15 protein-coding genes are annotated in these 13,358 nt (G+C 72.0%); 14 read left to right on the plus strand and 1 reads right to left on the minus strand.

The window, feature by feature from the left end:
• Positions 1-117 precede the first annotated feature (117 nt).
• From clpB to KBX43_RS18530, 14 genes are all read left to right on the plus strand, one after another.
• Positions 118-2,709, plus strand: a complete 2,592-nt coding sequence (clpB, locus tag KBX43_RS18465; RefSeq protein ID WP_210885940.1) for an ATP-dependent chaperone ClpB — start codon at positions 118-120, stop codon at positions 2,707-2,709.
• Between the two features lie 164 nt (positions 2,710-2,873).
• Positions 2,874-3,248 (plus strand): hypothetical protein, encoded by a 375-nt coding sequence (locus KBX43_RS18470; RefSeq protein WP_113972281.1) that lies wholly within the window; start codon positions 2,874-2,876, stop codon positions 3,246-3,248.
• A gap of 85 nt (positions 3,249-3,333) precedes the next feature.
• Positions 3,334-3,972, plus strand: a complete 639-nt coding sequence (locus KBX43_RS18475; RefSeq protein WP_210885943.1) for a DUF4178 domain-containing protein — start codon at positions 3,334-3,336, stop codon at positions 3,970-3,972.
• A 1-nt stretch (position 3,973) separates the two neighbouring features.
• Positions 3,974-4,468 (plus strand): DUF2617 family protein, encoded by a 495-nt coding sequence (locus KBX43_RS18480; RefSeq protein WP_166457376.1) that lies wholly within the window; start codon positions 3,974-3,976, stop codon positions 4,466-4,468.
• Positions 4,465-4,890 carry a DUF4247 domain-containing protein gene (locus tag KBX43_RS18485; protein ID WP_043327572.1) on the plus strand — a complete coding sequence of 142 codons (426 nt, stop codon included), beginning with the start codon at positions 4,465-4,467 and terminating at the stop codon, positions 4,888-4,890. The genes KBX43_RS18480 and KBX43_RS18485 overlap by 4 nt, the downstream gene beginning before the upstream one ends.
• 31 nt (positions 4,891-4,921) lie before the next feature.
• Positions 4,922-5,344, plus strand: coding sequence for a DUF350 domain-containing protein (locus tag KBX43_RS18490; protein WP_043327571.1), 423 nt, complete (start codon positions 4,922-4,924; stop codon positions 5,342-5,344).
• Positions 5,344-6,117, plus strand: a complete 774-nt coding sequence (locus KBX43_RS18495; protein WP_210885946.1) for a hypothetical protein — start codon at positions 5,344-5,346, stop codon at positions 6,115-6,117. The genes KBX43_RS18490 and KBX43_RS18495 overlap by 1 nt, the downstream gene beginning before the upstream one ends.
• Positions 6,114-7,682, plus strand: a complete 1,569-nt coding sequence (locus tag KBX43_RS18500) for a polyamine aminopropyltransferase (RefSeq protein WP_140946125.1) — start codon at positions 6,114-6,116, stop codon at positions 7,680-7,682. The genes KBX43_RS18495 and KBX43_RS18500 overlap by 4 nt, the downstream gene beginning before the upstream one ends.
• Before the next feature lie 64 nt (positions 7,683-7,746).
• Positions 7,747-8,745, plus strand: coding sequence for a hypothetical protein (locus tag KBX43_RS18505; protein ID WP_043330768.1), 999 nt, complete (start codon positions 7,747-7,749; stop codon positions 8,743-8,745).
• A 68-nt stretch (positions 8,746-8,813) separates the two neighbouring features.
• Entirely contained in the window at positions 8,814-9,590 is a 777-nt protein-coding gene (locus tag KBX43_RS18510; protein ID WP_210885949.1) for a hypothetical protein, read from the plus strand.
• A gap of 71 nt (positions 9,591-9,661) precedes the next feature.
• Positions 9,662-10,399, plus strand: coding sequence for a hypothetical protein (locus KBX43_RS18515; RefSeq protein WP_210885952.1), 738 nt, complete (start codon positions 9,662-9,664; stop codon positions 10,397-10,399).
• Positions 10,396-11,205, plus strand: a complete 810-nt coding sequence (locus KBX43_RS18520; protein WP_113972275.1) for an SDR family oxidoreductase — start codon at positions 10,396-10,398, stop codon at positions 11,203-11,205. Before KBX43_RS18515 ends, KBX43_RS18520 begins: the two co-directional genes overlap by 4 nt.
• 143 nt (positions 11,206-11,348) lie before the next feature.
• Positions 11,349-11,888: an orotate phosphoribosyltransferase gene (gene pyrE, locus KBX43_RS18525; RefSeq protein WP_043327566.1), complete on the plus strand. Its 540-nt coding sequence runs from the start codon at positions 11,349-11,351 to the stop codon at positions 11,886-11,888.
• 57 nt (positions 11,889-11,945) lie between these two features.
• Complete coding sequence (locus KBX43_RS18530) at positions 11,946-12,323, plus strand: helix-turn-helix transcriptional regulator (RefSeq protein ID WP_007454255.1); 378 nt, start codon at positions 11,946-11,948, stop codon at positions 12,321-12,323.
• Between the two features lie 173 nt (positions 12,324-12,496).
• Here KBX43_RS18530 and KBX43_RS18535 read toward each other — a convergent pair whose 3' ends face one another.
• Positions 12,497-13,336 (minus strand): DedA family protein, encoded by an 840-nt coding sequence (locus KBX43_RS18535; protein WP_104113383.1) that lies wholly within the window; start codon positions 13,334-13,336, stop codon positions 12,497-12,499.
• Positions 13,337-13,358: the final 22 nt, after the last annotated feature.

The raw sequence follows: 13,358 nt of genomic DNA on the forward strand, positions 1-13,358 counted from the left end.
AAGATCTACCCGGCCTTGCCGGCGGAGGGTGACTCAGGTCACAGGGGTGGAGTTGAGCGGAATAGACTCAACTCTGGTTGTGTCATGTCCAGTGGACACGCCGATCCGGGGGAGCCCATGAACACGGAACGTCTCACCACCAAGAGCCGCGAGGCCATCACCGGTGCCGTCGCGCTGGCGAACCAGCGCGGTCACGCCACCGCGGAGCCCTGGCACCTGCTGCTGTCACTGCTGGACACCGAGGGCTCGACCGCCGCGGGCCTGCTGCGCGCCGTCGGGGCCGACCCCGCCGAGCTGCGCCGAGTCGCCCAGCGTTCGGTCGACGCGCTGCCCGCCGCCCGCGGGTCGAGCATCGCCGAGCCGACGCTGGCCCGCGAGTTCGTCAACGCCATCGGCGCCGCCGAGCAGATCGCGCGGCCTCTGGGCGACGAGTACACCTCCACCGAGCACCTGCTGGCCGGGCTGGCCCGGGTCGGCGGCGCGGTCTCGGTCGCGCTGAAGAACTCGGGCGCCACCGAGGAGAACCTGGTCGCCGCGTTCCCGACCGTCCGGGGCGGGGACCGCCGGGTCACCACCGCCGACCCGGAGCAGACCTACCAGGCCCTGGCCAAGTACGGCGTGGACCTCACCGCCAGCGCCCGCGACGGCAAGATCGACCCGGTGATCGGCCGGGACTCGGAGATCCGCCGGGTGATCCAGGTGCTGTCCCGGCGTACCAAGAACAACCCGGTGCTGATCGGCGAGCCGGGCGTCGGCAAGACCGCGATCGTGGAGGGCCTGGCCCAGCGGATCGTGGCCGGCGACGTGCCGGAGTCGCTGCGGGACAAGAAGCTGGTCTCGCTCGACCTCGGCGCGATGGTCGCCGGCGCGTCGTACCGCGGCCAGTTCGAGGAGCGGCTGAAGTCCGTGCTGGAGGAGATCAAGAACTCCGACGGCCAGGTCATCACGTTCCTCGACGAGCTGCACACCGTGGTCGGCGCCGGCAAGGGCGAGGGCTCGATGGACGCCGGCAACATGCTCAAGCCGATGCTGGCGCGCGGCGAGCTGCGGATGGTCGGCGCGACCACGCTCGACGAGTACCGCGAGCACATCGAGAAGGACCCCGCGCTGGAGCGCCGCTTCCAGCCGGTGCTGGTCGGCGAGCCCACCATCGAGGACACCATCGGCATCCTGCGCGGGCTCAAGGAGCGCTACGAGGTGCACCACGGCGTACGCATCACCGACGCCGCGCTGGTCGCCGCCGCCGCGCTCTCCGACCGCTACATCACCGACCGGTTCCTGCCGGACAAGGCAATCGACCTGGTGGACGAGTCCGCGTCCCGGCTGCGCATGGAGATCGACTCGCGCCCGGTCGAGGTGGACGAGATCGAGCGGGCGGTCCGCCGCCTGGAGATCGAGGAGATGGCGCTTGCAAAGGAGCCGGACGCCGCGTCCGCCGAGCGCCTGGAGCGACTGCGCAAGGAGCTGGCCGACAAGCGCGAGCAGCTCACCGCGCTGTCCGAGCGCTGGCAGACCGAGAAGAGCCACATCACCAAGCTCTCCACCGCCAAGGAGGAGCTGGAGCGCCTCGGCGGCGAGGCCGAGCGGGCCGAGCGCGACGGCGAGCTGGAACGCGCCGCCGAGCTGCGGTACGGCCGGATCCCGGCGCTGCGGACCGAGCTGAAGCAGGCCGAGGAGGAACTGGCCCGGCTCCAGGCCGACGGCGCGATGCTCAAGGAGGAGGTCGGCGCGGACGACATCGCCGCAGTGGTCGCCTCCTGGACCGGCATCCCCGCCGGTCGGCTGCTCGAAGGCGAGACCGCCAAGCTGCTCCGGATGGAGGAGTCGCTGCGGGCCCGCGTGGTCGGCCAGGCCGAGGCGGTGGGCGCGGTCTCCGACGCGGTACGCCGTGCCCGGGCCGGTGTCGCCGACCCGGACCGGCCGACCGGCAGCTTCCTGTTCCTCGGCCCGACCGGCGTCGGCAAGACCGAGCTGGCAAAGGCGCTCGCCGAGTTCCTCTTCGACGACGAGCGGGCCATGGTCCGCATCGACATGAGCGAGTACGGCGAGAAGCACTCCGTGGCCCGCCTGGTCGGTGCCCCGCCCGGGTACGTCGGGTACGAGGAGGGTGGCCAGCTCACCGAGGCGGTGCGCCGCCGGCCCTACTCGGTGATCCTGCTCGACGAGGTGGAGAAGGCCCACCCGGACGTCTTCGACGTACTGCTGCAGGTGCTCGACGACGGCCGGCTCACCGACGGTCAGGGTCGCACCGTGGACTTCCGCAACGCGATCCTGATCCTCACCTCGAATCTGGGCTCGTCGGTGATCAGCGACCTGACGCTCACCGAGAACGAGCGCCGGGAAGGTGTGCTCGCGGTGGTCCGGTCGCACTTCAAGCCGGAGTTCCTCAACCGGCTCGACGACATCGTGGTGTTCGCCGCGCTCCAGGGCGAGGACCTGCGTTCGATCGTGGACATTCAGCTCGACCGGATGCGCCGCCGACTGGCGGACCGCCGGTTGGGCCTGGAGATCACCGAAGCGGCCCGTACCTGGCTGGCCGAGCACGGGTACGACCCGATCTACGGTGCCCGCCCGCTGCGCCGGCTGGTGCAGTCGGCGATCGGCGACCAGCTCGCCAAGGCGCTGCTGGCCGGTGAGATCCGCGACGGCGACACGGTGCGCGTCGACCTGTCCGACACCAAGGAGTCCCTGGCGGTCACCGCCGCCTGACCCGCTCCTGCGAAGGCCCGGCCGTCTTGGCCGGGCCTTCGCCGTTCCCGGCCGCGCCCTGCTCGTGGAGGTTGTTAACAAGGGGCCCTTCCTCTACCGGAGGCGTTAAAAGGGGGCCCTTCCTTGCGGTTGGAGGGGGTGGCGGGGTGGGCACATAGTGGGGCATGAGTGTGTGGGAGCGGGAACTGGACGAGGCGGCGCGGGAACTCGACGGCGCGGACACCCTCGCCTTCGGCGGGGTGGGACTGGCGGGGCAGGTGCTGCCCGCGACCGAGGCGTACCGACGGCTGGAACAGGGGTTGCGGGAGCACCCGGAGGCGGCCCGCAAGCGGGTCGACAAGCTGCTCCGCAAGGGTTCCCCGGCCGGCCGGGCGTACGCGGCCACGTTGCTGGAGGCGGTCGACCCGGCCGCCGGGCGGGACGCCTGGGCGCGGCTGCGCGACGACGACGGCGAGTTCACCACGTTCTCCGGCTGCCTCATGGGCCGCGCCACGCTGGGTGAATACGCCGCCGACCGGCTCGCCGGCGGCGAGCAGTAGCTGACCGCACACTCAGCGAACGGGACTTCAGAAGGCGTGCATGCGGTTGTTACCGTTCCCGCCTAGCAGGTTGGGGGAGGCGGTCGTGAACGGTTCGTTGGCGTACGTGGTGACCACGCTGGGGTGCCTCGTCGGGGTGGCCGGTGTGGTGATCGCCGTGATCGCGGTACGGAAATCCCGGTCGGAGTCCCGCCCGAAGACGAAGGCGGCGCCGGGTGACCCGTTCCGGGACCGGGACGCGGACGCGCTGCGCGGCGACCCGCGCGCGCTCAAGCCCGGCGACATCGTCGAGATCCGCTCGGTGCCGTACACCGTGCGAGGCTCGGTGCACCTGGTCGAGGGTGGCTGGAGCTGGGCGGAGCACCTGCTCGACGACGCGGGCGGGGTGAAGCGCTGGCTCTCCGTCGAGTCCGACCCGGACCTGGAGCTGGTGCTCTGGACCAGCGAGCCGTCAGCCACCGTCACGCCGGGCGCCCCGACGCTGGAGATCGCCGGCCGCCGCTACAACTGGGACGAGTCGGGCCAGGCCCGGTACACCGCGACCGAGGGCACCGGCCTCGATCCGCACGGCACCATGCGCTACTACGACTACCAGGCGCCGGGCGGCGCGCGGCTGTCGTTCGAGGCGTACGGGGAGGCCGGCTGGGAGGTCAACCTCGGTGAGGAGCTGCGCCGCGCCGAGGTGATGATCTACCCGCAGGGTGGCCCGGAGACGGTGCGCTGACGTGCTCGTCTGCCTGGACGCGCCCTACGTCGACACCAGCGCCGCCGATCTGAGCCTGGCCCTCGGCGGCCCGGAGCTGCCGGCGCTCGCCGTACGCGACATCGACCTGCCCGGGCTGCCCCGGCTGCGGCTGCGCCTGCTCGGTGCCTCCCACCAGGTGGTGCTCGGCGGGCTCACGGAGACGGTCGCCTGCCTGCCCGGCCGCCCGCCGCACCTGCCGGACGCGCTGCACGACGAGACGACCGGCTACCGGTTCATGGCCGCTGTGCTCCGGCCGGACGGCGACGGCCTGCGTACCCGGGTCGCGGCGCTGCGCGCCGAGCTGGCCGAGGACCCGTACGCGCTGATCGGGGTCTTCCCCGGCGACGAGGACGCGGTCACCGCGCTCTCCGTCCGGCCCCGGCCGCCGGACGGCGTGCTCGCCTGGCGTACCTGGCACGTCTACCCCCAGACGAACGAGCTGGTCCTGACCGAGACCGTGGTGGAGGAGCTGTGACGTACCGACGGTGGTTCGTGGTGGGCGTGGCGGTCGCCGTCATCGGCGCGCTCATCGCCACCTTCACGATCTTCTACGGCAACTTCTCGCCCCGGGGCTACGTGGAGGACAACTTCTCCCGCGCCTCCGGGCGGGACATCGGCTCGAACGCGATCGCGTACACCTCCCGGAAGACGCCGAGCGAGGTGTCCAAGCAGATCACCGACGCCTGGAAGCCGGCCGACCAGTACGTCGACGGCAGCGGGGTCTACCTGCGCTACGACGACGACTCGGTGGTGATCCTCCCGCTCGCCGTCGGCTCGGTGATCCTGCTGGAGAAGATGACCACCGCCTACCCCCGCTACCACACCGTCGTCGGCAACAGCTGGGGCTGGGGCCGAGGCAGCACGGTCCGGGGCGGCGGCCCCGGTTCCGGTAAGTAGCCCCCTTCGCCCCCTCACCCTGGAGTCTTCTGTGCAGCATCTCGTCACCGATCTGCTGGTCACCCTCGCGTACGGCGTGGTCGGCGTCGTTCTGATGGCCATCGGTTACGTCCTGGTCGACGTGGCCACCCCGGGCAAGCTTCACGAGCTGATCTGGGTCGAGCGCAACCGCAACGCGGCGCTGTTGCTCTCGTCGAACCTGGTCGGGGTGGGCACCATCGTGGTGGCCGCGATCGTGGCCAGCGACAACGACTTCCGGCTGGGGCTGATCGGCGCGGGCGCGTACGGCATCCTCGGCCTGGTGATCATGGCGGTGGCGTTCATGCTGCTCGACGCCGCCACTCCGGGCAAGCTCGGTGAGCTGTTGGTCGATCCGGAGCCGCACCCGGCGGTGTGGGTCTCGGCCACCGTGCACCTCGCCACCGGCGCGATCATCGCAGCCGCAATCATCTGATGAGCGGAAAGCCCGCACAGCATTCGGCGGGGAAGGACAAACGCAGCCAGACGGTGATCTGGTCCGTGGTCGTGGGGGTCGTGGTCGTCGTCTGCGCCGTCGGCGCGTTCAGCGGCGACTCGGACACTTCCGTCCCCGCGCCGGCCGCCGACGAACGCTCCGGCACCGTGCCGATCCTCCGGGCCGCCGCCGACAGCCAGGGCATCTGCTACGGCTGGGAACTGCTCGACGTGTACGACGAGGTGAGCGTCGGCTCCAACCTCGGCGACGGCATCACAGTCGTCGACGCGCCCGGCTGCGCGCGCTGGATCGCGGTCTCCGCGAACGTCAGGTACACCTCGTCCAGCAGCGAGTCGGAGGACTCCGCCACGATCCGGATCAAGGGGTCGGACGACATCGAGTTCGCCGACCTCGCCGCGATCGAGACCCGGCTGGGTCGCTTCGGGCTGGACGAGGACGCGTTCCTCGACGACCCGGGCTGGGCCGTCACCCGGGCCGCCACGATCCTGCCGCTGCTCGCCGCCGAACGCGGGCTGGCCGGACCGGCCGCGACGCCCACCGCCGCGCCGTCCACCGCTGCCGCGCCGCTGCCGGACGCCGGCAACGACTTCTGGCGGGACCGCTGGATCTACGTCCTAAGCTCGGTCGGACTGTTCCTGCTCGCCGCGCTGTTCATCGCCGTGGGCGTGCGGCAGCGCCGCAGCCACCGGGGACGGGTGCCCGCGCAGCGTGCCGGGGCGGGAGCCGCCGGACGTACCCGGAGCAGACGGTGACCGCCGACGTGGCCGCACGGCCGCGGTGGCGCCTGGCCCGCGCGGCGGTCCTGCTCGCGGTCTTCGTCTGCGCGGCCTGCGGCCTGGTGTACGAGCTGGCGCTGGTCGCGCTCGGCAGCTACCTGATCGGCGACACGGTCGGTCAGGCGTCGATCGTGCTCGGCGTGATGGTCTTCGCGATGGGCGTCGGCGCGCTGGTGGCGAAGCCGTTGCAGTCCCGGGCGGTGGTCTCGTTCGCGGTGATCGAGCTGACGCTGGCGCTGCTCGGCGGCCTCTCCGTGCTCGGCCTCTACGCCGCGTTCGCCTGGCTCGACCTGTACGGCCCGGCGCTCGTCGGCACCGCGTTCGTGCTCGGCCTGCTGATCGGCGCGGAGATCCCGCTGCTCATGGTGATGCTGCAACGCATCCGGGAACAGTCCGCGGGCAGCGCGGTGGCCGACCTGTTCGCCGCCGACTACGTGGGCGCGCTGCTCGGCGGGCTGGCCTTCCCGTTCCTGCTGATCCCGGCCTTCGGCCAGCTCAAGGGCGCGCTCGTGGTGGGCGCGGTGAACGCGGTCGCCGGGGTGGTGCTCGTCTTCACCGTGTTCCGCGCCGACCTCAGCCGCCGGGCGCGGGCCGCGCTGGGCGCGGCCACCGCCGTGGTCGGCCTGCTCCTCGGGTACGCCTGGGTGACCGCCCACGACTTCGAGGTGACCACCCGCCAGCAGCTCTACCGCGACCCGGTGGTGCACGCCGAGCGCAGCCGCTACCAGGAGATCGTGCTGACCCGGTCGGTGCCCGAGCCCGGCCGCTCCGACACCGACCTGCGGCTGTTCCTCAACGGCGACCTGCAGTTCAGCTCGATCGACGAGTACCGCTACCACGAGGCACTCGTGCACCCGGCGATGCGCGGGGCGCACGGCGACGTGCTGGTGCTCGGCGCCGGGGACGGGCTGGCCGCGCGGGAGATCCTCAAGTACCCGGACGTGCGTTCGGTGACGCTCGTCGACCTCGACCCGGCAGTGGTCGAGCTGGCCCGCCGCGAGCCGCAACTGCGCGAGCTGAACGGCGGCTCGCTCACCGACCCCCGGGTACGGGTGCTCAACCTTGACGCGTTCGCGTGGCTGCGTACCGCCACGGACCGCTTCGACGTGGTGATCGCCGACCTGCCCGACCCGGACGAGACGGCCACCGCGAAGCTCTACACGATCGAGTTCTACACGCTGATCCGGCCGGTGCTGGCCCCCGGCGGGCGGCTCGTCGTGCAGTCCGGGTCGCCCTACTTCGCACCCCGGTCGTACTGGTCGATCGAGCGGTCGATCCGCGAGGCCGGCTTCGCCACCGTGCCGTACCACGTCGACGTGCCGAGCTTCGGCGACTGGGGATTCGTGCTCGCCGCGCCGGGTGACGTGGCGCCGGAACTGGCGCTGCCGGACGACCGGCCGCCGCTGCGTTTCCTCACCCCGGAGGTGGTGGCCGCAGCCGCCACGTTCCCCGCCGACCGGGCCCGGCTGGACATGCCGGCCAACACGTTGTTGCGACCGAGGGTGCTGGACTACGCCCGCGAGGAGTGGCGCGGCTACTAGGTTTCGGGGCATGCCACCCGAATCGCCGCGCTACCGGCCGGGGATCGGCTGGCTGGTCCGCCGGCTGCCGACCCGGGCGATCCAGGCTGCGTCCTACCTCCAGGCGTTCGTGCTCTCCGGCGTGGTCACCGTGCTGGCCGTACGCGCGTACCTGAAGGCCGCCGACTATCCACAGCTCGGTGGCGGCGGGCTGCACATCGCGCACGTGCTCTGGGGCGGCCTGCTGCTCGCCGTGGGTCTGGGCATCCCGCTGGTCTTCCTCGGCGGTGGCGCCCGCAGCGGCGGAGCGGTGATCGGCGGCATCGGGTTCGGGCTGTTCATCGACGAGGTGGGCAAGTTCGTCACCACCGGCACCGACTACTTCTACGCCCCCGCCGCCGCCATCATCTACGTCGCGTTCGCGCTGCTGGTCCTGCTCACCCAGGCGGTACGCGGGCGCACCGGCCGCTCCCGGCTCACCCCCGCCGAACGCACCGCCAACGCGCTGGACGTGGTGCTCAGCGGCCTGCCCGGCGGATTGACCGACAGGCGGCGGATCGCCGTGCTGCGTCTCGTGCAGGGCACCGGACCGGCCACCGAGACGGCGGTGGCGCAACTGCTGGACGCCGTACCCCGCCGGGAGCCGCCGCCGGTGCGGTTCTGGCAGCGAGCGGCGGACCGGGCCCGGCGTCTCGCCGTCTGGGCGGCCGGACGCCGCTGGCTCATCTGGCCGGTGGTGGTCTATCTGGTGGTGGAGCCGGTGCTCACCGTGCTGGCCGTGTTCCTCGACGGCGTGACCGGGCACCTGGGCGAGGAACGGGAGTGGGGTGCGATCCTCGGTGTCAGCGCCAGCGCGCTGATCACGGCCGTGCTCGGCCTGTGGGCCGCCTGGCTGCTGCGCCGCGACCGGGCCGAGGCGTTCCGGCTGTTCAAGCTGGCGCTCCTGGTCGACCTGCTGTTCGGGCAGGTCTTCAACTTCACCGTCAACCAGTTCGGCGCGGTCTCCGCGGTCGCGCTCGACCTGGCGCTGCTCGGTGTGGTCACCGCCGAGCACCGCCGGCTGCGCCGCGCCGCGGACCGGTGAGCCGTTCCGACATGCTGACCTGGTGCGAGATCGCTACGGTGGTCACCTGATCCAGGAAAGGGAGAATCATGGCCGATGCTCCGGGCACCGCGCCCCGCGCGCGTCCCAGTGTGGTGACGCTTTCCAGCTGGCTGCTCATTCTCGTCGCCGCGATCCAGGTGGTGAACCTGATCGTGGCGCTGACCGTCGCGGGCACCGTCCGCGACGTCCTCACCGACGCGTACGCGGGCTCCTCGGCCGAGGGGGCCGCCGACATCGCGTACGTGTTCAGCATCGTCACGGCGATCGTGTCGCTGCTGATCGCGGCCGGGCTCGTCGTGCTCGCGCTGCTGAACAACAGGGGCAAGAACGCCTCCCGGATCACCACCTGGGTGCTGGGCGGCATCCTGCTCTGCTGCACCGGCGGCGGGCTGCTCACCGGCCTCACCGGTGGCATGACCGGCGGCACCGCCACGGGTGACATGCCCAGCCCGGACGAGATCCAGCGCCGGCTCGACGACGCTCTGCCGTCCTGGTACACCCCGGTCAACCTGCTGCTGGGCCTGGTGGCGCTGCTCGCCCTGCTGGCCGCGCTGATCCTGCTGGCGCTGCCGAAGGCGAACGAGTTCTTCCGCAAGCCCAAGGCCGGCTGGGAGCCGCCGGTACCGGGCGGCGCGTACCCGGCGGCCCCGGGGCACGCGGGTGACCCGTCGTACCCGTCGTACCCGGGCCCGACCGGCGACCCGGCGTACCCGCCGGCTCCCGGCACCCCGCCGCCGTCCACGCCGGGCGGTCCGCCGCCGTCGGCCGGGCCGGCCGGTCAGCCGGGCGAGCGCCGCGACCCGGAGCCGCCACCCGGAAGTTGACGTCCGGATTGAGGCGACGCCGACGATCCCTCCGAGTAGGTTGCATCCGACGCCTACCGGAGGGATCAGTCGTGTCGTACCCCGATCGGGCCGCCCCCCGCCGGCCGGGCGCCGTCCTCGCCGCGGTGGCGGTGCTGCTGGCGATGGCGGTCGGCGCCGTGGCGTACGCGGTGGCGAACCTCGCCGTCACCGGCGGCACGGTGGACCGGTTCCGGGCCGCCGCGGCGGACGAGACCGGCGCGAGCGGTGGCGACATCGACCAGGTGGCCGGCCTGCTGCGCGCCTCGACCTACCTCGCCGCCGTGCTCGGCGTGCTGGCCGCGCTGCTGCTGGTCGGGCTGGCGCTCGGCCTGCTCGCCGGCCGGTCCGGGGCCCGCGTGGGAACCTGGGTCGTCGCCGGCACCGGCCTGCTCTGCGGCTGTTGCGGGCTGGCGTTGCTGGTCGGCCAGCGGGCCGACCCGTTGCAACTCGGCCCCGAGGACCGGATCACCGCCGACCTGCTCGGGCTGGTCGGGGACGCCTACCCGGGGTGGTGGATCCCGGTGAACGCGGTGGTGTCGGTGGCGCAGATCCTCGGCTATCTGGTGGTCGCCGCGCTGCTCACGTTGCCGTCGGCCGGCGCGTTCCTGCGCAGCGGCACCGGACCGGCGCGGCCGTCCGGGTACGGCGCCACCGTGTCCGGCGCGCCCGTCTCCGGGCCGACGCCCTGGGGACCGCCGCCCGGCCTGCAACAGCCGTCCGCCCCGCCCGCGTCCGCCCCGCCCGCGTCGCCGTGGGCCGCCCCGCCGCCTCCCGAGGACCGCCCATGACCGGTGACACCCACCCCTCCCGGCGCCGAGCCCTGGTCACCGGCGCCAGCCTCGGCATCGGCGAGGCGTTCGCCCGGCGGCTCGCCGCCGGCGGCTGGGACCTCGTCCTGGTGGCCCGGGACGCCACCCGGCTCGACGCGCTCGCGACCGAGCTGACCGGCCGGCACGGCGGCGACGCGGAGACGATCGCGGCCGATCTGTCCACCGAGGACGGTTGTGCGGCGGTCGAGCGCCGGCTTGCCGACGGCCCACCGGTCGACCTGCTGGTGAACAACGCGGGGATCAGCTTGAACACCTCGTTCGTCCGGTCGCCGGTGGCCGACGAGGCGCGGCTGGTACGGCTCAACGTGCTCGCGGTGCTGCGTCTGACCCACGCCGCGCTCGGCCCGATGATCGAACGAGGGCAAGGGGCAGTGATAAATGTCTCTTCCGTTGCGGGCTTCGGTGTCCCCATGCCGGGATCCACGTACTCGGCCAGCAAGGCGTGGGTGACGAATTTCAGCGAGTCGATCGGCCAGTCCGTCGCGCCGCTCGGCGTACGGGTGATGGCGCTCTGCCCCGGCTACACCCGCACCGGCATCCACGAGCGGGTCGGCATCGACATGTCGCGCCTGCCCGCCTGGGCCTGGCTGCGTGCCGACGATGTGGTCGCCGAAGGGCTCCGTGACCTGCATAAAGGCAAGTTCGTGAGTGTCCCGGACTGGAAGTACAAGGTGGCGGTCGCCGGGCTGCGGTACGCCCCGAAGCGCCTGCTGCGGGGCTTCCGCCGGGACACCCGGGGCGCGGTCGACCGGCGACGCGGCTGAGCGGCGGCGGGGCCGGTCGGCGGCCGACCTCGATGGACGGTCGCGCAGCGTAGCCGCTCATCGCCACCCATCGGTCGCCCACTGGGTTGACCAGGGCGGACCCCGAGCACGGCTCTCAGACTTGCGAAGTACTCTCTTGGGCCATGGGCGACCGCGACGACCTGCGCAAATTCATCAGTGACCTGGCTGTGGTCCACGGCCGGGTGGTGCTCTCGTCGGGCCGCGAGGCGGACTGGTACGTGGATCTGCGCCGGGTCACGCTCCATCACGAAGCGGCTCCGTTGATCGGTCGGGTCATGCTCGATCTGACCGCCGACTGGGCGTACGACGCGGTTGGTGGGCTGACCCTGGGCGCCGATCCGGTGGCCGCCGCCATGTTGCACGCCTCGGCCGGCACCGACGGCGCGGTGGACGCGTTCGTGGTCCGTAAGGAGGGCAAGGCGCACGGCCTCCAGCGCCGGATCGAAGGTCCGGACGTGGCCGGTCGCCGGGTCCTGGCGGTTGAGGACACCTCCACCACTGGCGGAAGTGTTTTGACGGCGGTCGAGGCATTACGCGAGGCGGGGGCCGAAGTGGTGGGTGTGGCGGTTATTGTTGATCGAGGCGCCGGCGACGCGGTGCGAGCCGCCGGATTGCCCTATCGGGCGGCCTATACGTTGGCTGACCTCGGCCTTGTGGCGTAAAAGTCTGCCGATTCGGATCTGCTGATATGCAGGCGGATCGATGCTGCTGGTGGAAGGATGGAATACGTGGGAACTGCGTTGGCTGAAATGACCATGCCTCAGATCTCGCCGCTTGCCGGCGAGCCGATCGAACGCGCCGACGCCGAGCGGCTTGCGGGGGTCCTCAAGGCCCTCGCGGACCCCGCACGGCTGCGGCTGCTCAGCCTGATCCAGTCGGCTCCCGAGGGGGAGGCGTGCGTGTGTGACCTCACCGCGCCGCTCGGCCTCTCGCAGCCGACGGTCAGCCACCACCTGCGAATCCTCACCGAGGCCGGCTTGCTGGAGCGGGAGAAGCGCGGGGTCTGGGCGTACTACCGGCTGGTGCCGTCCGCGATCGCCACGATCGCGGATCTGCTCACCCCGCCGCGGAAGCGGGCCACCAAGAAGGCTCGCTGAAACCTTTCGGGCCGGCCCGTAGAGGGTCGTCCCGGCCGGGTGCCCGGTGGCGTGCGAGGGGTGGCGCCATCAGCGCACGATGACGGCTGCGGCCGTTCGTGTGACCCGGTTCGATCAGTCATGCCGAAGGCCGGTCCTCGCCCGAGGGCCGGCCTTCGGTGTCTGAACCGTGCTCAGCGGCGGTGCTGCCCGCCGTCTCCGTGGCCCGGCCGGTGCTCCTCGATGCCCTCGCGAGCCGCCTCCACGGTGCCGGCCACGGTCGCCGCGGTGATCACCGCGACCGCCTCGCCGCGCTTGCGCGCACGCCGGTCCCGCAGGAACTCGAAGAAGATCGGCAGCACCGAGATCACGATGATCAGCGCGACCACCGGCAGGATGTACCTGTCGATCTTGTCGCCGATGGCGTCGTAGATCTGCCGGGCCAGCAGGTAGCCGATCAGCAGGATGCCGTCGACCCAGAGGACCGCGCCCACCACGTTCCACACGAAGAACTGGCGGGCCGACATGCCGAGCACGCCGGCCACCGGGTTGAGGAACGTCCGCACGATCGGGATGAACCGGGCCAGCACCACCGCCTTCGCCGGCCCGAACTTCTGGAAGTAGTACTCGGCCTTCTCCACGTACTCCCGCTTGAACAGGCGGGAGTTGGGCTTGTCGAACATGCGGCGGCCGTACCGGGCGCCGAGCCAGTGCCCGAGCTGCGCGCCGACGATGGCGCAGAGCGGCCCGCCGATCATCAGCCCGGCCAGGGACAGGCGGGTGCCGTCGCCGAAGATGGCGTCGGCCACCGGGGAGGCGGCCACCCCGGCGAGGAACAGCAGCGAGTCGCCCGGGAAGAAGAAGCCGACCAGCAGCCCGGTCTCGGCGAAGAGGATGACCCAGACGCCGATCATGCCGAAGGTGTGGATGAGGTCCTTCGGATCGAGCGGGTTCAGCGCCACGCTCTCGGAGAACATCCGTGTCTTCTCTGCTGTGTCCACGGCCACACAGGGTACCCCGGCCCGGTCCGGCATTTCGGCCGGACCGGGCGTCCTC

The organism is Micromonospora sp. C41, from assembly GCF_018070485.1.
Lineage (GTDB): Bacteria > Actinomycetota > Actinomycetes > Mycobacteriales > Micromonosporaceae > Micromonospora > Micromonospora chalcea.